Origin of the sequence: Luteococcus sanguinis, from assembly GCF_039527675.1 — a bacterium.
Lineage (GTDB): Bacteria > Actinomycetota > Actinomycetes > Propionibacteriales > Propionibacteriaceae > Luteococcus > Luteococcus sanguinis.
The window spans coordinates 123,694-142,728 of sequence record NZ_BAAAKI010000013.1 but is presented as its reverse complement, the minus strand read 5'-3'; the positions used below and the strand labels follow the sequence as shown (position 1 = coordinate 142,728).

Below are 19,035 nucleotides of genomic sequence, written 5' to 3'. Positions count from 1 at the left end.
GCGGGAGGCAGCCCATGACCACACCGTTGACCAAGCCCACGGCCGCGACGCCTGGCTCTCGTCCAGGTTCCGGAATGCGCGTCGCGCTGTTCATCACGTGCATCAACGACGTGATGTACCCCGGCACCGGACGTGCCACCGTCGAACTGTTGGAGCGCCTCGGCTGCACCGTCGAGTTCCCGACGGCACAGACCTGCTGCGCGCAGATCACCACCAACACCGGGTACCTCGACGAGTCGGTGCCGCAGGTGCGGCAGTACCTCAAGGCCTTCGAGGGATATGACCACGTCGTCTCCCCGTCCGGGTCCTGCACCGCGGCCGTCCGGGAACAGCACCCGATGCTGGCCAGGCACAGCGGCGACATGGGCCTGGTGGCAGCGGTGGACGTTCTCTCGCAGCGCGTCTTCGACATCCCCGAGTTCCTGGTGGATGTGCTCGGCGTCACCGACGTCGATGCCTATTTCCCACACACCGTCACGTACCACCCCTCCTGCCACGGCAAACGGCTACTGCGGCTGGGTGACAAGCCACTCCAGCTGCTGCAGGCCGTCCGTGGGATGACCTTGGTGGACCTGCCCGAAGCCGACCAGTGCTGCGGTTTCGGCGGCACCTTCAGCATCAAGAATGCGGATGTGAGCGCCGCGATGGCCTCCGACAAGGCGCGTCACGTGCGCGAGACCGGCGCCGAGTTCGTCGTCGGCGGCGACAACTCGTGTCTGATGAACATCGGCGGAGTGCTGTCCCGCCAGAACTCGGGGGTCCGGCCGATCCACCTGGTCGAAATCCTCAACTCCACCGAGGAGGTGTTGGCATGACGTCCCTGCAGCGTGTCACCGAGGGCAATGGAGGGGTCGCCCGTCTGACCCCGGCACCTGACCGGGCTGGCACCTACTTGGGCATGCCCAAGTTCCCGAAGGCCGCCCGCTCCGAGCTGGAGCTGGGTGTCCAGCGCAAGAACCTCCGAAATGCCACCGGGACGATCCGGGCCAAGCGCGCCGATCGCGTCGCCGAGTCGCCCGACTGGGAAGACCTGCGTGACGCGGCTGCCGCGATCAAGGACCGGGTCGGGCGTCACCTCGACCACTACCTCGTGCAGGCCGAGGAGAATCTGACCCGAAACGGAGTGGTCGTCCACTGGGCGCGCGATGCGGCCGAGGCCAACGAGATCGTCGCCCAGGTGGCGCGCGTGAAGGGCATCGACGAGGTGGTGAAGATCAAGTCGATCACCACCCAGGAGACCGACCTCAACGAGTACCTGGAGGAGCAGGGGATCGCGGCTTGGGAGACCGACCTGGCCGAGCTGATCGTCCAGCTCGGGCACGATCGTCCGTCCCACATCGTCGTGCCGGCGATCCACCGCAACCGCGCCGAAGTCCGCGAGATCTTCAAACGCGAGATGGGCCGCTACGGCCGTCCGGCGCCCGAGGACATGACCGAGAACCCGCCCGAGCTGGCGGCAGCGGCGCGGCTGCACCTGCGCGAGAAGTTCCTGCGCGCGAAGATGGCGGTCTCCGGCGGCAACTTCGTGATCGCCGAGACCGGCTCGCTGGTCGTCGTCGAGTCCGAGGGCAATGGCCGGATGTGCCTGACCCTGCCCGAGACGATCGTCTCGATTGTCGGCATCGAGAAGGTGCTGCCGACCTTCGACGACCTGGAGGTCTTCCTCAAGCTGCTGCCGCGTTCGGCGACGGGGGAGCGGATGAACCCCTACAACTCCGTGTGGAGTGGGGTTCGCGAGGGTGACGGCCCAAGTGAGCAGCACGTCATCTTCCTCGACAACGGACGTACCGACGTGCTGGCCGACCCGCTGGGGCGAGAGGTGCTGCGCTGCATCCGCTGCGCGTCCTGCCTGAACATCTGCCCGGTCTATGAACGCACCGGAGGGCATGCCTACGGATCGGTCTACCCCGGCCCGATCGGGGCGGCGCTCAACCCGCAGCTGCGTGGTGTCGAGAACGACGTCGACCGAGGGCTGCCTTACGCCTGCTCGCTGTGCGGAGCCTGCAATGACGTGTGCCCGGTCAAGATCCCCTTCACCGACGTGTTGGTGCACCTGCGCCACCGTGTCGTCCAGGCCGAGAAGGCCGACCGGGTGCCCCGCGACGTGGAGGTGGCCACCGAGATGGCGCTGATGAAGACAGCAGCCTGGGTGATGGGCGATGCCCGACACTTCGAGGCCGTGCAGAAGGGTTCATCGCTGGCGGGACGGGTGCTCGGGGGACGGACGATCGGTCCGATTCCCGCTCCCATCGCGGACCGGTGGTTGCGCTATCGCGACGTCGAGGATGTCCCCGCGCAGAGCTTCCGGCAGTGGTGGAAGAAGAACCGTCAGGAGGGCAGGTGATGGACGCGCGCACGGAAATCCTGGACCGCATCCGTCGGGCCAGCGCCGACATCACCGAGACCGATCCGGTGGTGGACGTCCCGGTCGAGTGGACCTACGGCACCGGCTTGCCGCTGGACGACGTCGTCGCCACCTTCGTCGAGAAGGTGCTGGACTACCAGGCGACCGTCGTGCGGGTGGCTGCGGCCAATGTCGCACAAGCGGTCGTGGATGGGCTCGTTGCCAGCGGCGTCACCTCGTCCGTCGTGGTGCCACCCGGGCTCGACCCGGCCTGGCTCGAGGCGATGCGCGGCGTCGGCTGGGAGGTGCGGGTGGATGACCCACCGCTGACGCACGAGCAGCTGAACGGAACCGACGCAGTGGTCACCGCCGCCAGCTCGGCGATTGCCGACACCGGGACCATCGTGCTGACCCACGGCGCCGACCAGGGACGCCGGGCGATCACCTTGGTGCCCGACCGGCACGTCTGCGTGGTGCGCGCCAGTCAGGTGGTCTCCGACGTGCCCGAGTCCATCGCGGCGGTGAAGCCGGAAGTGTTGGAGGGCTACCCGATGACCATGATCTCCGGCGGTTCGGCGACCAGCGACATCGAGCTGTCCCGGGTGGACGGGGTCCATGGTCCGCGCCAGCTGTACGTGGTGGTCGTCGACGACCTGTGACCCGGGTTCGGGGAACATCCGCGTCACAGGGCGGTGGTGAAGCCTTCCAACTGTGCGACCGAGTCCTCGGAACCGGTGATCTCAACCTGGGCGACGGAACGGCGTCCGAAGAGGAAGAGCACCAGCTCCGACGGCTTGCCAATCAGCACCACCGGATCCTCGCCCGCCTTCAAGGTGACACGATCGATGGTGCCCGCGCGCTGGGCCACCACCGGGACGGGGGAGCGCAGGAACATTGCGCGCCCCATCAGGCCGACACGCTTCCAGCAGGCGTCCTCATCGGCGTCGGGCAGCTCCCGCGGCTGCCATCCCTCACCAGCCCGGCGCACGTCCTCATGGTGGACGAAGTACTCGATCGCGTTGGCGGCCTCGTCCAGCCCGGGCAGCGCGAACACCGAAATGCGTCCCGGGCCCGACCTCACCCGGCTCACCAGCGTCTGGTAGCCCAGCTTCTCCTGCGCTGACGCCATCCGGCGCTCGGTCAGCCCCGCAAGAGGCTTCACGACGATGCCGGGCATCGCCAGCGGGTCGGTTTCGCGCAGCCACAGGTGGGCGGCCAGGTGACTGGTCGTCCAACCCCTGCAGAGGGTCGGGGCGGTGGGACCCAGCTCGTCCAACAGGTCGCACAGCTGGGCACGTTCAGTTCTTGCGAAGCTCACGCCGCGAGCGTACTGCGCCCCAGCGCTGCTGATCGGGAAGAATGGACCGCATGTCTCTTGACCCCGCCATCTCAGCCCGCCTCAAGCGCAACCCGGACGGACTGGTGCCCGCCGTGGTCACCGACGCGACATCCGGCGCCGTCCTGATGCTGGCCTGGATGGACGACGAGGCCCTCTCCCGCACCCTCGTGACGCGCCAGGCCACCTACTGGTCCCGTTCCCGCAACGAGTACTGGGTCAAGGGCGCGACCAGCGGCCACACCCAGCACGTCCGCGAGGTGCGCCTCGACTGCGACGGCGACACCGTGCTGATGCGCGTCGACCAGGTCGGCGGCGCCTGCCACACGGGCGACACCACCTGCTTCGACGCCGACCTGCTGCTCACCGAGGAGGGCTGATGGCACTGGTCACCACCCCCGACCTCGCGGGCTTCCGCGCACTGGCCGACTCCGGACGGCGCGTGGTCAGCGTCCATGCGCGCCTGTTGGCCGACGACATCACCCCGATCGGGCTGTACGCGCAGCTGTGCGGCGACCGGGAGAACACCTTCTTGTTCGAGTCCGCCGAGTCGGGCGTGTGGTCGCGCTGGTCGTTCGTCGGCGTCAACGCCGCGTCCACGCTGGTCGAGCAGGATGGGCAGGCGCACTGGCTGGGGCGCCCGATCGAGGGCGTGCCGGCCGACGGTGATCCGTTGGAGGTGCTGCGCGAGACCCTGCGCACCCTGCACACCGAACCTGACCCGGAACTGCCGCCCTTCACCTCCGGCATGGTCGGCTACCTCGGTTACGACGTCGTCCGCCGGATCGAGAAACTGCCCGACGGCTTGGACGACGACCTGCAGTTGCCCGAACTGGTGATGATGCTGGCCAGCGACATGGCCGTGCTCGACCACCACAAGGGCGAGGTCTGGCTGATCGCCAATGCGGTCAACCACGACGGATCACCCGAGCGCGTCGAGGACGCCTGGGCCGATGCCACCGCCCGCGTGGAGCAGATGGCCCGCCAACTGGCCGGGCCGCGCCCGGTGCTGCTGGCCCAGCAGGGTCCGGCAGCCACCACCGAGCCCATCCGGCAGCGTTCCAGCGAGGACTTCCAGCAACTCGTCCGGGATGCCGTCGAGGAGATTCGCGCCGGCGAGGCCTTCCAGATCGTCGGCTCGCAGCGCTTCGACCTGCCCACCCGGGCCGACGGCCTGGCCATCTACCGCGAACTGCGCAACACCAATCCCAGCCCCTACCTCTACCTGCTACGGCTGCCCGGCTTCTGCGTCGTCGGGTCGTCGCCCGAGGCACTGGTGACGGTCAACGAGGGACGCGCGACCACCCACCCGATAGCCGGAACCCGGCCGCGCGGAGCCACCCCAGAACAAGACGCCGAACTCGAGGCCGAACTGCTGGCGGACGAGAAGGAACGCGCCGAACACCTGATGCTGGTCGACCTGGGCCGCAACGACCTGGGACGGGTGTGCCGCCCGGGCACCATCGCCGTCACCGAGTTCATGCACGTGCGCCGCTACAGCCACGTGATGCACCTGGAGGCCGCGGTCGTCGGGCAGGTCGCCGAGGGCGCCACCGGACTCGACGTCACCCTCGCCTGCTTCCCGGCCGGGACGCTGTCCGGCGCCCCCAAGGTGCGCGCCATGCAGATCATCGACCGACTGGAACGCACCCGTCGCGGTGTCTACGGGGGAGTGGTCGGCTACTTCGACTTCGCTGGCAATGCCGACGCTGCGATCGCGATCCGCACCGCCGTCGTCAAGGACGGCGTGGCCCACGTCCAGGCCGGAGCAGGGCTGGTCGCTGACTCCGACCCCGCCACCGAAGACCTGGAGACCCAGAACAAGGCCGCCGCCGTGATCGCCGCGGTCCGACGCGCCGAGGGGCTCGTGGCCCTGGAGGGGGCGAACTGATGCGGATGGCCAGCACGCGCCCGGTCGCGCTCATCCTTGGCCTCGCCGCCGGCGTCGGTGCCCTGGTGCTGGCCGGACGCTCCGATCAGCCCGAACTGCCGCGCGCCATCGGCTGGGCCCTGCTCGCGGCCACCGTCGCCTCGCTGACCTTCGGTCACCGCGGTCGCCAGGTGCTGGGCGCGCTGGTCGTCGTCCTCGGTCTCGGCCTGGCCTGGCCGGCAGCCCATCCGGGGCTGGTCGCCGCGGGAATCGCCGCGATCATCGCGGGCGGGATCTTCCTCGCCCACGCCGGACGATGGGACGCCACCCGACGTTTCGACCGCGAGACTCCCACCGTGCTCGACAGCGACACGGACGTCTGGAAGGCGATGGACGCCGGACTTGACCCGACGGCGGACGGATTTGGCGATAACCTCGCCTCACAGGCGAGAATGGTCACGCCAGCGCCGTCCAAGATCCAGGAGGACCAGTGAACACCGCGACGAACCAAAAGCGTCCGCAGCAGGCCGAGTATCACCACGGCCGCAGCCCCGCCGCCTGGACCGGTTCCTTGGTCTGCATGCTCGGCTTCATCGTCGCAACCGTGGCCTTCGTGCTGCCCGGCCTTGGTGACAGCTCGACCATGTCCCCCTCGATGCCGTTGCTGGGCCTCGGCGCAGCCCTGATCGCCATCGGCGCGATCGCGACGCTCGTGATGAAGAGCATGGGCTACGGCAATCCGCCGCGGGACCTGTGAGTTCGCTGGACGGCACGGTTCTCGATCAGATCATCGCCGGGGTCCGTGAGGACCTCGCCCTGCGTCAGCGCGCCACCAGCGTCGCCGAGCTGACCGAACTCGCTGCGGCGCGTCCGACCGCACTGGACCCGATCCCGGCGATGCGGCGCGCGCCGCTGTCGGTGATCAGCGAGGTGAAGCGCTCCAGCCCGTCCAAGGGCGCGCTGGCCGAGATCACCGACCCCGCCGAACTCGCCTCCCACTACCAAGCTGGCGGCGCGAGCGCCGTCTCCGTGCTCACCGAGCAGCGCCGCTTCGGCGGCACCCTCGCCGACCTGGACGCCGTGCGCGAGCGCGTCACCATTCCCGTGCTCCGCAAGGACTTCGTCGTCGCGCCCTACCAGGTGCTCGAGGCTCGCGCCCATGGTGCCGACCTGGTGCTGCTGATCGTCGCGGCCCTGGACGACGCGCAATTGCGCGACCTGCACGACCAGATCACCGATTTCGGCATGACCCCGCTCGTCGAGGTGCACACGCCCGAGGAGACCGAGCGAGCCCTCTCGTTGGGCGCCGAACTCGTCGGCGTCAACAACCGCAATCTCAAGACCCTCGACGTCGACCTGTCCCAGTTCGGACGGCTGGCACCAATGCTGGGCGATGACATCGTCAAGGTCGCCGAGTCCGGGATCCTCACACCTGCGGACGCGGCGCTGGTGCACTCCCAGGGCGCGGACGTCGTGCTCGTCGGCGAGGCGCTGGTGCGAGACGGCGACCCGACCGCGGCCATTCGTGCCATGGTCGACGCGACGCGGTGAGCGCCAACCGCCAGACCAGACAGCCTTCCCAACCTGTAAGGACGTCATGACCCAGCCTGAATCCCAGTTCCCCGACCTGGGCGGCCACTACGACCAGTTCGGTGGACGATTCGTCCCTGAGGCCCTGTTCGCGGCCCTGAACGAGCTGGACGAGGCCTTCACCTCCGCCCAGACCGACTCCGACTTCCAGGCCGAACTCGAACGCCTGCGGCGCGATTACGCCGGGCGTCCGACCCCGATCTGGCAGGCCGATCGGTTCAGCGAGCACTGCGGCAACGCGACGATCGTCCTCAAGCGCGAAGACCTGAACCACACCGGCTCCCACAAGGTCAACAACGTGCTCGGCCAGGCCCTGCTGACCAAGCGGATGGGCAAGAAGCGCGTCATCGCCGAGACCGGCGCCGGTCAGCACGGCGTCGCCACCGCCACCGCCGCGGCCCTGTTCGGGCTGGAGTGCCGGGTCTACATGGGCAAGGTCGACACCGAGCGCCAGGCCCTCAACGTCGCCCGGATGCAGATGCTCGGCGCGGAGGTCGTCGCCGTCGAGGCCGGTTCGATGACTCTCAAGGACGCGATGAACGAGGCGATGCGCGACTGGGTCACCAATGTGGACACCACCCACTACCTGATCGGCACCGTGGCGGGCCCCGCGCCCTTCCCGAAGCTGGTCAAGGAATACCAACGCATCATCTCCACCGAGGCGCGCCAGCAGATGCTCGACCGCTACGGGCGCCTGCCCGACGCGGTCACGGCGTGCGTCGGCGGCGGTAGCAACGCGATGGGCATCTTCGCCGACTTCATCGACGACCCCGAGGTGGCGCTCTACGGCTTCGAGGCGGGCGGTGAAGGCATCGAGAGCGGGCGCCACGCCGCGACCATCACCCAGGGCGAGGTGGGCGTGCTACACGGCATGCGAACCTACGTGCTGATGGACGAGGACGGGCAGACGATCGAGTCGCACTCCATCAGCGCCGGCCTGGACTACCCCGGCGTCGGCCCCGAGCACTCCTTCCTGGCCGCGACCGGACGCGCCAAGTACGAGCCGGTCACCGACACCGAGGCGATGGACGCACTGCGGCTGCTCAGCCGCACCGAGGGCATCATGCCCGCCATCGAGTCCGCCCATGGCGTCGCCGGCGCTCGTCGGCTGGCCCTCCAGCTCACCGAGGCCGACCCGAACGCCCGTCCGCTGATCCTGGTGAACATCTCCGGACGCGGTGACAAGGACGTTGACACGGCGATCAAGTACTTCGGCATCGACGGTTCGGTGGACGACGTGGCCGGCCGGATGGAGCAGCCCGCATCCACCAGCGAGGCCATGGGGGTCGAGAAGTGAGCACCAACTCCAGTGATGAGTCCCGCCTGGGCATCTCCGGCAGGGTCCTCGCGGGCGCCCGCGAACAGGGCCGCGCAGCACTGGTCGGCTACCTGCCGGTCGGCTACCCCGACGTCCCCGGCTCCATCGACGCGATGCGCGCGCTGGTCGAGGGCAGCAATGGCCGTGGTGTCGACATGGTCGAGGTGGGCATGCCCTACTCCGACCCTGTGATGGACGGCCTGGCCATCCAGCACGCGACCACCCGGGCGCTGGAGCGCGGCGTCCGGACCTCCGACGTCTTCCGCGCGGTCGAGGCCGTCAGCACCGCCGGGGCCACCCCGGTCGTGATGATCTACTGGAACCTCGTCGACCGCTACGGCGTCGACCGCTTCGCGCGCGACCTGCGCAATGCCGGGGGAGCGGGGCTGATCACCCCCGACCTGACCCCCGACGAGGCCGGTGACTGGGTCACCGCGTCCGATGCCCACGGGCTGGACCGGATCTTCCTTGTCTCCCCGTCCTCGACCGATGAGCGCCTGGCCTCCACCATCGCCGCCTGCCGTGGCTGGGTCTACGCCACCGCCGTGATGGGAGTCACCGGCGCTCGCAAGACCACGTCCACAGCGGCGCCGATCCTGGTGGAACGCATCCGCCGGGTTGACCCGACCCTGCCCGTCGGCATCGGCCTTGGGGTCTCCAATGGCCAGCAGGCCGCCGAACTTGTCGGGGTCGGGGACGCGGTGATCGTCGGCTCCGCGCTGGTCAACCACCTGCTTCGCAGCGAGGAGCAGGGCACCCGCGATCTGGCCCCCCTGCGGCAGCTGGTCGACGAACTCGCTGCCGGTGTGCGCGGCGAGAGTTCCGTGAACACCATGGGTGGGGTCGAGGGCTGACATGCTGCTGTCGTTGCCGAGCCCCAGCTGGTCCGCCTTCCACCTCGGGCCGGTGACGATCCACGCCTATGCCCTGTGCATCCTGGCCGGCATTGCCGTGGCCTGGGCCTGGGGGACGCGACGATTCGTGGCTCGCGGCGGACAGGCCGAGACCTTCGAGAACATCACCGGTGTCGCGGTCGTCTTCGGCATCGTCGGCGCTCGGCTCTACCACGTCATCACCGACTACCAGCTCTATTTCGGGCCAGGGAGCAACCCGATCGACGCGCTCAAGATCTGGCAGGGTGGGCTGGGCATCTGGGGCGCTGTCGCGCTCGGTGCGCTGGGTGCGTGGATCATGTGCCGGCGCAGTGGCCTGAGCTTCGGTGACTTCGCCGACGTGGTGGCCCCCACCCTGCTGGTGGCGCAGGCGATGGGTCGGCTCGGCAACTGGTTCAACCAGGAACTGTTCGGACGTCCCACCACCCTGCCCTGGGGGCTCGAGATCGACGCCGACCATCGCCCGGCCGGCTTCACGCAGTACGCCACCTTCCACCCGACCTTCCTCTACGAGCTGGTGTGGAACCTCGCCGGTGCCGCTTTCCTGGTCTGGGCCGAGCGCCGCTGGAAGCTGGGCTGGGGACGACTGTTCGCGCTGTACGTGATCGTCTACTGCTTCGGACGGTTGTGGGTCGAGCGGCTGCGCATCGACACGGTCAACACCATCGGCGGGCTGCGTCTCAACGAGTACACTTCCGTGGTCGTCTTCCTGATCGGTCTGGTGCTGTTCATGTGGATCGGACGCCGCCACGGCGCGCGTCGCGACCGGCCCTTCGCCACACCTGCCGAGGGTTCGTCCGAACAGCGGGACCCCCGTCTCGCACAGTGAACTGTCACACAGCAGTAACACGGCGCGCGTATTTTTCCTTCGCCCGGCACCCGGGCGTCGACACCTCGACTCTCGGCGGGCACCCGGCTGCGCCGGTACCCGTCCCCCTCCTGATGGGAGCACACCATGGCCCGTGAGGTCTTTCCTCGCCGCCCGAAGTTCGGGCTGTACGACCCCACCACCGAACATGACGCCTGTGGCGTCGCCTTCGTCGCGCAACTGAGCGGTGAGGCCAGCCACGAGATCGTGGAGCAGGGCCTCGAGGCCCTGCGCAATCTCGACCACCGTGGCGCAACCGGCGCCGACGAGGCAGCGGGAGACGGCGCCGGCATTCTGGTGCAGGTTCCCGACGAGTTCCTGCGCGGCGAGGTTGGCTTCGACCTGCCCGCCGCGGGCGCCTACGCCGCCGGTATGGCTTTCCTGCCGGTCGACGAGGCCGATCGCGACATGGCCCGCATCACGATCGAGAAGATCGCGGTCGAGGAACGCCTCAAGGTGCTCGGCTGGCGTGACGTCCCCGTCGAGACCGACTCGCTGAGCCCCATCTCCCTGGGCGCCATGCCCCACTTCAGCCAGCTCTTCGTCGCCGGCCGCGGCACCGAGACCGGGCTCGACCTGGACCGGCTGGTCTACGTCCTGCGCCGCCGGGCCCAGCACGAGTGCGGGGTCTACTTCGCGTCCCTCAGCTCGCGCACCATGGTCTACAAGGGCATGCTGACCACCGACCAGCTGGAGAAGGTGTACCCCGAGCTGCACGACGAGCGCTTCCGCTCCGCGCTGGCGCTCGTGCACTCCCGCTTCTCGACCAACACCTTCCCGGCCTGGGAGCTCTCGCACCCCTTCCGCCTGATCGCTCACAACGGCGAGATCAACACGGTCAAGGGCAACCGCAACTGGATGCGCGCCCGTGAGGCGCTGCTGTCGAGCGACGTCATCCCCGGCGACCTGGAGCGGCTCTACCCGATCTGCTCCCCGGACGGTTCTGACTCCGCCTCCTTCGACGAGGTGCTGGAGCTGCTGCACCTGGGCGGACGCTCGCTGCCACACGCCGTGCTGATGATGATCCCCGAGGCATGGCAGAACCACGCCGAGATGAGCCAGGCCCGCAAGGACTTCTACGAGTTCCACTCCTGCGTGATGGAGCCCTGGGACGGCCCCGCGTGCGTCACCTTCACCGACGGCGCCCAGATCGGCGGCGTGCTCGACCGCAATGGCCTGCGCCCCGCTCGCTACTGGGTGACCACCGACGGGCGGGTCATCTTCGCCTCCGAGGCCGGCGTGCTGCCGGTCGAGCCGGCCGACGTCGTCCAGAAGGGCCGCCTGCAGCCCGGGCGCATGTTCCTGGTCGATCTGGAGCAGCACCGCATCGTCGAGGACGACGAGATCAAGGACGCGCTGGCCGCCGAGCACCCCTATGGCGAATGGTTGGACGCGGGCCGGATCAACCTCAACGAGCTCCCCGAGCGTAACCACATCGTCCACTCCCACGCCTCGGTCACCCGTCGTCAGCAGCTGTTCGGCTACACCCACGAGGAGCTGCGCCTGCTGGTGGCGCCGATGGCCAACACCGGCGCGGAGACGATCGGTTCGATGGGCACCGACACGCCGCTGGCGGTGCTCTCGGAGCGTCCGAGACTGCTGTTCGACTACTTCAGCCAGCTCTTCGCGCAGGTCACCAACCCGCCGCTGGACGCGATCCGCGAGGAGCTGGTCACCTCGCTGTCCGGTTCCATCGGCCCGGAGGCCAACCTGCTGGAGCCCGGCCCCGCGTCGTGCCGCCAGATGGTGATCCCCTTCCCGATCCTGGACTCCGAGCAGCTCGCGAAGATCGTCCGGATCAACGCCGACGGTGAGCACCCCGACTACGAGACGCACGTCGTGCGCGGGCTGTACCGCGTCGACGGGGGAGCGCAGTCGCTGCGCGACCGGATGGACGAGATCCGCCGCGAGGTCAGCGAGGCCGTCGCCAACGGCGCCCGCACGATCGTGCTGTCGGACCGCCACGCCGACCGCGAGCATGCACCGATCCCGTCGCTGCTGCTCACCTCGGCGATCCACCACCACATGGTCCGGGAGAAGACCCGCACCATGACAGGCCTGATCGTCGAGGCCGGGGACGTGCGGGAGGTGCACCACGTCGCGCTGCTGATCGGTTTTGGCGCGGCCGCGGTCAACCCCTACCTGCTGTTCGAGTCGGCCGAGGACATGGCCCGCAACGAGTTGTACGTGCAGGTCAGCCCCGAGCAGGCCATCCACCACGTCTACAAGGCGCTGGGCAAGGGCGTGCTCAAGGTGATGAGCAAGATGGGCATCTCGACCATCCAGAGCTACACCGGCGCCCAGGTCTTCGAGGCCGTCGGCCTGCGCTCGGAGTTCGTCGAGGAGTTCTTCGCCGGCACCAGCTCCCGGATCGAGGGCATCGGCCTGGACGAGGTCGCGCAGGCGGTGCAGTTGCGCCACTCCCTCGCCTACCCCCTCGACGGGGTTGCCAACTCCCACCGCACCCTGCCGGTGGGTGGTGAGTACCAGTGGCGTCGCGAGGGCGAGGAGCACCTGTTCAACCCCGAGACGGTCTTCCGGCTGCAGCATGCCACCCAGACCGGCAAGTACGAGGTCTTCAAGCGCTACACCAACCTGGTGGACGACAACTCGCGACGGCTGATGACGCTGCGTTCGCTGCTGGAGTTCCGCTCTGACCGCACGCCGGTCGACATCGACGAGGTCGAGTCGGTCAGCGACATCGTCAAGCGCTTCTCCACCGGCGCGATGAGCTACGGCTCCATCTCGAAGGAGGCGCACGAGACCCTGGCGATTGCCATGAACCGGATCGGCGGCAAGTCGAACACCGGTGAGGGCGGCGAGGACCGCGACCGGCTGTACGACCCGGAGCGTCGCTCGGCGATCAAGCAGGTGGCCTCGGGACGTTTCGGCGTCACCAGCGAGTACCTGAGCAATGCCACCGACATCCAGATCAAGATGGCGCAGGGAGCCAAGCCCGGCGAGGGCGGCCAGCTGCCCGGCCCGAAGGTCTATCCCTGGGTGGCTGCCACCCGGCACTCGACGCCCGGCGTGGGCCTGATCTCCCCGCCCCCGCACCACGACATCTACTCGATCGAGGACCTGAAGCAGCTCATCCACGACCTGAAGTGCGCGAACCCCTCGGCTCGCGTGCACGTCAAGCTGGTCGCCGAGCTGGGCGTCGGCACGGTCGCGGCGGGCGTGTCGAAGGCGAAGGCGGACGTCGTCCTGATCTCCGGCCACGACGGCGGAACCGGCGCGGCCCCGCTGACGTCGGTGAAGCACGCCGGCGGCCCCTGGGAACTCGGTCTGGCCGAGGCCCAGCAGACCCTGCTCGCCAACGGCCTGCGCGATCGGATCGTCGTCCAGTGCGACGGGCAGCTCAAGACCGGACGTGACGTCGTGATCGCCGCCCTGCTGGGCGCCGAGGAGTTCGGTTTCGCCACGACGGCGCTGGTGGTCAGCGGGTGCATCATGATGCGCGTCTGCCACAAGGACACCTGCCCGGTCGGCATCGCGACGCAGAACCCGGCGCTGCGCGCGCACTACCACGGCCAGGCCGACCACGTCGTGAACTTCATGGAGTTCATCGCCCAGGAGGTGCGCGAGTACCTGGCGCAGTTGGGTTTCCGGTCGATCGAGGAGGCCGTCGGCCACGTCGAGGCGCTGGACACCCGCGCGGCGGTTGACCACTGGAAGGCCGCCGGGCTGGACCTGTCGCCGATCCTGGCCCAGGTCGAGCTGCCCGAGGGTGCCCCGCTGCACTGCGTCACCACCCAGGACCATGGGCTGGACCGCAAGCTGGACGTCAGGCTGCTGGAGCTGGCCCGTCCCGCGATCGAGGCTGGCCAGCAGGTGCGCGAGGAGCTCACCATCCGCAATGTCGACCGCACCGTCGGCACCGTGCTCGGCCACCACGTCACCGTGGCGACCAAGGGCGAGGGCCTGGCTGATGACGCGATCGAGTTCACCCTGACCGGCACCGCGGGCCAGTCCTTCGGCGCCTTCCTGCCAAAGGGCGTGACCCTCAAGCTCGTCGGCGACTCGAACGACTACGTCGGCAAGGGCCTGTCGGGCGGACGGATCATCGTCACCCCCGCGCAGGGCGTCACCTTCGACCCGTCAACGCAGATCGTCGCCGGCAACGTGATCGGTTACGGCGCCACCAGCGGGGAGGTCTTCCTGCGCGGTGTCGTCGGCGAGCGCTTCTGCGTCCGTAACTCCGGGGCGACCGCGGTGGTCGAGGGGGTGGGCGACCACGCGCTGGAGTACATGACCGGTGGCGAGGCCCTGATCCTCGGCCCCACCGGACGCAATGTCGCCGCCGGCATGTCCGGTGGCGTCGCATGGCTGCTCGACTTCAACGCCGCCCGGCTCAACACCGAGCTGGTCGACGCGGTCCAGGTGACCGAGCCGGACGTCGAACGGATCACCGACCTGCTGCGTCGCCACCAGGAGCTGACCGGCTCCACCGTGGCGGCAGGCCTGCTGGGGCTCTCGCGCGCCGATCTCGCCCAGCGTTTCACCAAGCTCAGCCCACGTGACTACGCGCGCGTGATGAAGGCGAAGGAGGAGGCCCTCTTCTCCGGCGTCAAGGAGGACGAAATGACCGATCTCATGATGGAGGCAGCTCATGGCTGATCCCCGCGGCTTCATCAACATCCCGCGCCAGGTTGCGGACCGTCGTCCCGTCGAGGAGCGGGTCAACGACTGGAACGAGGTCTATCCCGGCGGGCCGGGCAAGGCCCTGCTCCCGATCATCCAGACCCAGGCCAGCCGCTGCATGGACTGTGGCATTCCCTTCTGCCACACGGGTTGTCCGCTGGGCAACCTGATCCCGGAGTGGAATGACCTGGTCTGGCGCGACGAGTGGACCCAGGCCCTGGACCGGTTGCACGCGACCAACAACTTCCCGGAGTTCACCGGCCGCCTCTGCCCGGCACCCTGCGAGACCTCGTGCGTCGTCGGCATCACCCGTGACCCGGTGACGATCAAGAACATTGAGGTGTCGATCATCGACAAGGCCTGGGACGACCGTCGCGTCCTCCCACAGCAGGCCCAGTGGCACTCGCTGAAGACCGTCGCCGTGGTCGGCTCCGGACCCGCGGGGCTGGCCGTGGCCCAGCAGCTGACCCGGGCTGGGCACACGGTGGTCGTCTACGAGCGCGACGACGCCATCGGCGGTCTGCTGCGCTACGGGATCCCCGAGTTCAAGATGGAGAAGGCGGTGGTGGACCGTCGCCTGAAGCAGATGGTGCTGGAGGGGACGGTCTTCAAGACCGACACCCCGATCGGCCCGGACGCGGCCGAGCAGGGTGGCCTGACCGGCACCCAGTTGGTGGAGCGCTTCGACGCGGTGGTGCTGACGATCGGCGCCACGGTGCGCCGCGGCCTGCCGGTGCCCGGCGCCGACCTGGGCGGCATCTACCAGGCGATGGACTACCTGACCCAGGCCACCAAGGCGCTGAAGGGCACCAAGGACCGGATGCCGGAACCCGTCGAGGGACAGATCCACGCCGAGGGCAAGCACGTCGTCGTGATCGGCGGTGGTGACACCTCCAACGACTGCCTGGGCACCGCCCTGCGCCAGGGGGCCGCCTCGGTGACCCAGCTGGAGATCATGCCGACCCCGCCGCAGGTCCGTCCGGACGCGCAGCCGTGGCCGACCTACCCGATGATCTACCGGGTGGCCTCAGCCAACGAGGAGGGTGGTGAGCGGCTGTACGCGGTCTCCACCAGTGAGTTCCTTGGCGACGAGGACGGCCACGTGAAGGGGCTGCGGCTGTCGGAGGTGAAGTTCGACGCGGGCAAGTTCGTGCCGGTCGAGGGCACCGAGCGGGAGCTGCCGGCCGATCTGGTGTTGATGGCGATGGGCTTCACCGGTCCGCAGCAGGACGGGGTGGTCGCCGAGTTGGGCATCGAGTTGGACGAGCGCGGCAACATCAAGCGCGACGAGGCCTACATGACCAGCGTGGAAGGTGTCTTCGCGGCCGGTGACTGTGGCCGTGGCCAGTCCCTGATCGTGTGGGCGATCGCCGAGGGTCGTTCCGCGGCGAATGGTGTGGACGCCTGGCTGTCGGAACGTGAGTCGCGTCTGCCCCGTCCGATCGGTCCGCAGGTGCGCCAGCTGATGGCCTGAGCTGGCAGGAATCACACGCGGCCCCGGGAGTTGGCGGATTCCCGGGGCCGCGTGCGTATTCCGCGAGGGGGTCTGTCGGACAAGGGGTGTAAGCGGCTCCATCGCCTTCGGGCGCGACTCACCTCGTCGCGCGGGGGTCGAAGCCGAAGGGGAGCTCCAGTCGGTGGCGGGAGAGCAGTGGCTCGTCCGAGAGGATCGCGCCCGTGGTGCCGTCGGCGACCACGACGCCCTCGGAGAGCACGACGGTGCGTTCGCACATCTGGGCGGCGAAGGGCAGGTCGTGGGTGACCATCAGCATGGTCACGTCCAGCCGGTCCAGGACGGCGGCCAGGTCACGTCGCGCGGCCGGGTCGAGGTTGGCGGTGGGTTCGTCCAGCACCAGTACCTCGGGTTCCAGGGCCATTACGGTGGCCAGCGCCACCCGTCGTCGCTGTCCCAGCGACAGGTGGTGGGGCATCCGGTCGGCGCAGTCCTGCATTCCCACCGCGGTCAGCGCGTCCAGTACCCGCGCCTCCAGCGCGTCCCCGGACAGGCCGTAGTTCGCCGGCCCGAACGCCACGTCCTGCCGGACGGTGGGCATGAACAGCTGGTCGTCCGGGTCCTGGAAGACGATGCCCACCCGGCGACGCACCTCGGGCAGGTCACGTCCGGTCGGGGTCAGACCGCCGACGCGCACCGTTCCGCTGGCCGGGGTCAGGATGCCGTTCAGGTGCAGCACCAGGGTCGTCTTGCCAGCCCCGTTCGGGCCCAGCAGCGCCACCCGCTCACCCGCGCCGATCATCAGGTCGACGCCGAACAGGGCCTGGTGCCCGTCCGGGTAGAGATGCGTCAGCCGGGAGAGTTCGATCGCCGGGCTCGGTGCGGGCACTGCGCTCACACCCACCACTGCGCTCACACCCACCACCGGGCACAGACGGTCACGGCGACCACCAGCGCCGCGGGCAGCACGACCGGCCACCACCGCGTCCGTCGCTCGGGAGCCGCGATGCGGGGGAGTGAACCGGTGTAACCGCGCGACAGCATGGCGACGTGCACCCGCTCACCGCGCTCGTAGCAGGCGACGAACAGGGTGCCCAGCGACTGCGCCATCACCACCCAGTCCCGCGGACGACGGGCAGTGAAACCCCGGGACGCGCGGGCGATGCCCATCCGCTGCCACTGGTCACGCACCACGTCGAGGTAGCGGACCATGAACGAGGCGATCTCCACCAGACGGGCCGGCAAGCGCAGGTCGTGCAGGGCGTCCAACAGGTCCGGTCCGCGGGTGGTGGCGGCCACGCACAGGGCAGTCAGCGCACCCAGCGTCGCCTTAGCCACCAGGCCCCAGGCGCTCCACAACCCGGGCACCGACAAGCCGATGCCCGCGACGTGCACCCTCGGTCCGGCGGCGACGAAGGGGACGAGCACGGCGAAGGCCGCGAACGGCGCCTCCACGAGGAGGGCCCGCCGGAGGCGTCGCCACGGCACCCGGGCAACCGCGAGGACGGCCAGCACGATCGCCAGGTCCACCAGGTAGGGCCACACCATGCGGGCAGGCACCGCTACGACCGCCACCACGGACGCCAGCGCCGCCAGCACCTTGGCGGTAGCCGAAACCACCGCCGGAAGGGAGACGGTTGGCGCCGGCCGGACAGCGTCGGTTCGGGTGACCTCGGCGGGGCGGTGCAGCAGCAGCGTCATCGCGCCGACCGGCGTCCGGCGAAGCGAAGCAGTGCGAACACCACGAGCGCCACGACGGCGACGCCGACGATCCGCACCAGGCCGGCGGGAATGCCCAGCACGCCCTCGTAGTCGACGAATGGGGAGTGGCCCCAGACCGGGTCGGTGGCCGCGTGCTCGAAGCCGAACCGTTCGGCGACGGCCTCCAGCCCGTCCGGGCTGCCGGACGCTAAATAGCTCACCAGTCCTGCGACCAGCACCGTGACACCAATCGCCACCCAGCGCAGCCGCGGATCCGAGACGGGCCTCATGCCGACACCTCCGCGGCGTCACGCAGCACGGGCGTCCGGTCGGCGACCAGGCCGCGCGCCGCCCAGACCAGGTCGGGGCGCAGCGCCAGCAGGCCCGAGACCACCAGCGCGGTGATCGCCGCCTCTCCGAGCCCGATCAGGGTGTGGACGCCGAGCATCGCCCCCAGCACCGTGCCCAGCGGCACGTCCACCGTGCCGCCGAGCGCGTACAGCGCGACGAAGCTGCCGGCTGCGGCGAGCACGCTGGCCAGCCCGGCGAGCGCGACCGTGGCCAGCACCGTCATCCGGGTGCGGGGGAGCACACGTGCGAGCACGGTCATCACGGCCCAGGCGATGAGGACGCCGACCACGGCCATGTTCCAGGTGTTCGCGCCCAGGGCGGTGATCCCGCCGTCCGCGAAGAGCAGGCACTGCACGGCCAGCACCACCGTGAGGCACAACATCGCCGTCCACGGACCGACCAGCGCGACCGCCAGCGCGCCGCCCAGCAGGTGGCCGGAGGTGCCGGCGGCGACGGGAAAGTTGACCATCTGGGCAGCGAACACGAAGGCGGCCACCAGACCGGCCAGGGGAGCGGCGCGGTCGTCCAGCTCACGGCGACAGCCGCGCAGCGCCATGGTCACCGCGGCCAGCGAACCGGCGGCCGTGACCAGGCAGACGGGGGCGTCGAGGAATCCGTCGGGAATGTGCACGATGCGACCTCGGATCGAGAGGGGGTGGGCTCGTTC

The 19,035-nt window shown here is 69.4% G+C and carries 18 protein-coding genes; 13 read left to right on the top strand and 5 right to left on the bottom strand.

The window, feature by feature from the left end:
- The first annotated feature begins 14 nt into the window (after positions 1–14).
- Genes ABD089_RS09915 through ABD089_RS09905 form a run of 3 tightly spaced genes read left to right on the top strand, consistent with a single transcriptional unit; the run spans position 15 to position 3,003 of the window.
- Positions 15–815, top strand: coding sequence for a (Fe-S)-binding protein (locus tag ABD089_RS09915; protein WP_343886200.1), 801 nt, complete (start codon positions 15–17; stop codon positions 813–815).
- Complete coding sequence (locus ABD089_RS09910) at positions 812–2,344, top strand: LutB/LldF family L-lactate oxidation iron-sulfur protein (RefSeq protein WP_343886199.1); 1,533 nt, start codon at positions 812–814, stop codon at positions 2,342–2,344. The genes ABD089_RS09915 and ABD089_RS09910 overlap by 4 nt, the downstream gene beginning before the upstream one ends.
- Positions 2,344–3,003, top strand: a complete 660-nt coding sequence (locus ABD089_RS09905; protein ID WP_343886198.1) for a LutC/YkgG family protein — start codon at positions 2,344–2,346, stop codon at positions 3,001–3,003. Before ABD089_RS09910 ends, ABD089_RS09905 begins: the two co-directional genes overlap by 1 nt.
- A gap of 23 nt (positions 3,004–3,026) precedes the next feature.
- Here the strand turns inward: ABD089_RS09905 and ABD089_RS09900 are convergent, their stop codons facing one another.
- Positions 3,027–3,662: a TIGR03085 family metal-binding protein gene (locus ABD089_RS09900; RefSeq protein WP_343886197.1), complete on the bottom strand. Its 636-nt coding sequence runs from the start codon at positions 3,660–3,662 to the stop codon at positions 3,027–3,029.
- A gap of 50 nt (positions 3,663–3,712) precedes the next feature.
- Here ABD089_RS09900 and hisI point away from each other — a divergent pair, with 50 nt between their 5' ends.
- The 10 genes from hisI to ABD089_RS09850 all read left to right on the top strand — a co-directional run bounded on the left by hisI (position 3,713) and on the right by ABD089_RS09850 (position 16,337).
- The gene (hisI, locus tag ABD089_RS09895) at positions 3,713–4,060 is read left to right on the top strand and encodes a phosphoribosyl-AMP cyclohydrolase (RefSeq protein ID WP_343886196.1); all 348 of its coding nucleotides are present in this window, start codon (positions 3,713–3,715) and stop codon (positions 4,058–4,060) included.
- On the top strand, positions 4,060–5,571 hold the full coding sequence (locus tag ABD089_RS09890) for an anthranilate synthase component I (RefSeq protein WP_343886194.1): 1,512 nt from the start codon (positions 4,060–4,062) through the stop codon (positions 5,569–5,571). The genes hisI and ABD089_RS09890 overlap by 1 nt, the downstream gene beginning before the upstream one ends.
- Positions 5,571–6,044, top strand: coding sequence for a Trp biosynthesis-associated membrane protein (locus ABD089_RS09885; RefSeq protein ID WP_343886193.1), 474 nt, complete (start codon positions 5,571–5,573; stop codon positions 6,042–6,044). The genes ABD089_RS09890 and ABD089_RS09885 overlap by 1 nt, the downstream gene beginning before the upstream one ends.
- Positions 6,041–6,307 (top strand): HGxxPAAW family protein, encoded by a 267-nt coding sequence (locus tag ABD089_RS09880; protein WP_343886192.1) that lies wholly within the window; start codon positions 6,041–6,043, stop codon positions 6,305–6,307. The genes ABD089_RS09885 and ABD089_RS09880 overlap by 4 nt, the downstream gene beginning before the upstream one ends.
- On the top strand, positions 6,304–7,101 hold the full coding sequence (trpC, locus tag ABD089_RS09875) for an indole-3-glycerol phosphate synthase TrpC (RefSeq protein WP_343886191.1): 798 nt from the start codon (positions 6,304–6,306) through the stop codon (positions 7,099–7,101). The genes ABD089_RS09880 and trpC overlap by 4 nt, the downstream gene beginning before the upstream one ends.
- A gap of 46 nt (positions 7,102–7,147) precedes the next feature.
- Positions 7,148–8,437 carry a tryptophan synthase subunit beta gene (gene trpB / locus ABD089_RS09870; RefSeq protein WP_343886190.1) on the top strand — a complete coding sequence of 430 codons (1,290 nt, stop codon included), beginning with the start codon at positions 7,148–7,150 and terminating at the stop codon, positions 8,435–8,437.
- Positions 8,434–9,312 carry a tryptophan synthase subunit alpha gene (gene trpA, locus ABD089_RS09865; RefSeq protein WP_343886189.1) on the top strand — a complete coding sequence of 293 codons (879 nt, stop codon included), beginning with the start codon at positions 8,434–8,436 and terminating at the stop codon, positions 9,310–9,312. The genes trpB and trpA overlap by 4 nt, the downstream gene beginning before the upstream one ends.
- A 1-nt stretch (position 9,313) precedes the next feature.
- Positions 9,314–10,180 carry a prolipoprotein diacylglyceryl transferase gene (lgt, locus tag ABD089_RS09860; protein WP_343886188.1) on the top strand — a complete coding sequence of 289 codons (867 nt, stop codon included), beginning with the start codon at positions 9,314–9,316 and terminating at the stop codon, positions 10,178–10,180.
- A gap of 126 nt (positions 10,181–10,306) precedes the next feature.
- Positions 10,307–14,839 (top strand): glutamate synthase large subunit, encoded by a 4,533-nt coding sequence (gene gltB / locus ABD089_RS09855; RefSeq protein WP_343886187.1) that lies wholly within the window; start codon positions 10,307–10,309, stop codon positions 14,837–14,839.
- Positions 14,832–16,337 (top strand): glutamate synthase subunit beta, encoded by a 1,506-nt coding sequence (locus ABD089_RS09850; RefSeq protein ID WP_343886186.1) that lies wholly within the window; start codon positions 14,832–14,834, stop codon positions 16,335–16,337. Before gltB ends, ABD089_RS09850 begins: the two co-directional genes overlap by 8 nt.
- A 118-nt stretch (positions 16,338–16,455) precedes the next feature.
- Here the strand turns inward: ABD089_RS09850 and ABD089_RS09845 are convergent, their stop codons facing one another.
- From ABD089_RS09845 to ABD089_RS09830, 4 genes are read right to left on the bottom strand one after another with little or no spacing between them, the layout of a single operon-like run.
- On the bottom strand, positions 16,456–17,214 hold the full coding sequence (locus tag ABD089_RS09845) for an energy-coupling factor ABC transporter ATP-binding protein (protein ID WP_343886185.1): 759 nt from the start codon (positions 17,212–17,214) through the stop codon (positions 16,456–16,458).
- A 14-nt stretch (positions 17,215–17,228) separates the two neighbouring features.
- Positions 17,229–18,017, bottom strand: a complete 789-nt coding sequence (gene cbiQ / locus ABD089_RS09840) for a cobalt ECF transporter T component CbiQ (RefSeq protein ID WP_343886184.1) — start codon at positions 18,015–18,017, stop codon at positions 17,229–17,231.
- Complete coding sequence (locus ABD089_RS09835; RefSeq protein WP_343886183.1) at positions 18,014–18,307, bottom strand: PDGLE domain-containing protein; 294 nt, start codon at positions 18,305–18,307, stop codon at positions 18,014–18,016. The genes cbiQ and ABD089_RS09835 overlap by 4 nt, the downstream gene beginning before the upstream one ends.
- Complete coding sequence (locus ABD089_RS09830; protein ID WP_343886182.1) at positions 18,304–18,999, bottom strand: energy-coupling factor ABC transporter permease; 696 nt, start codon at positions 18,997–18,999, stop codon at positions 18,304–18,306. The genes ABD089_RS09835 and ABD089_RS09830 overlap by 4 nt, the downstream gene beginning before the upstream one ends.
- Positions 19,000–19,035 lie beyond the last annotated feature (36 nt).

What these genes read in the sequence shown, in the direction of transcription:
- ABD089_RS09885 (WP_343886193.1), top strand. Translation starts at nt 5,571, where the DNA reads ATGCGGATGGCCAGCACGCGCCCGGTCGCGCTCATCCTTGGCCTCGCC.
- ABD089_RS09835 (WP_343886183.1), bottom strand. Translation starts at nt 18,307, where the DNA reads ATGAGGCCCGTCTCGGATCCGCGGCTGCGCTGGGTGGCGATTGGTGTC.
- ABD089_RS09910 (WP_343886199.1), top strand. Translation starts at nt 812, where the DNA reads ATGACGTCCCTGCAGCGTGTCACCGAGGGCAATGGAGGGGTCGCCCGT.
- lgt (WP_343886188.1), top strand. Translation starts at nt 9,314, where the DNA reads ATGCTGCTGTCGTTGCCGAGCCCCAGCTGGTCCGCCTTCCACCTCGGG.
- ABD089_RS09850 (WP_343886186.1), top strand. Translation starts at nt 14,832, where the DNA reads ATGGCTGATCCCCGCGGCTTCATCAACATCCCGCGCCAGGTTGCGGAC.
- cbiQ (WP_343886184.1), bottom strand. Translation starts at nt 18,017, where the DNA reads ATGACGCTGCTGCTGCACCGCCCCGCCGAGGTCACCCGAACCGACGCT.
- hisI (WP_343886196.1), top strand. Translation starts at nt 3,713, where the DNA reads ATGTCTCTTGACCCCGCCATCTCAGCCCGCCTCAAGCGCAACCCGGAC.
- gltB (WP_343886187.1), top strand. Translation starts at nt 10,307, where the DNA reads ATGGCCCGTGAGGTCTTTCCTCGCCGCCCGAAGTTCGGGCTGTACGAC.
- trpB (WP_343886190.1), top strand. Translation starts at nt 7,148, where the DNA reads ATGACCCAGCCTGAATCCCAGTTCCCCGACCTGGGCGGCCACTACGAC.
- ABD089_RS09915 (WP_343886200.1), top strand. Translation starts at nt 15, where the DNA reads ATGACCACACCGTTGACCAAGCCCACGGCCGCGACGCCTGGCTCTCGT.
- ABD089_RS09890 (WP_343886194.1), top strand. Translation starts at nt 4,060, where the DNA reads ATGGCACTGGTCACCACCCCCGACCTCGCGGGCTTCCGCGCACTGGCC.
- ABD089_RS09905 (WP_343886198.1), top strand. Translation starts at nt 2,344, where the DNA reads ATGGACGCGCGCACGGAAATCCTGGACCGCATCCGTCGGGCCAGCGCC.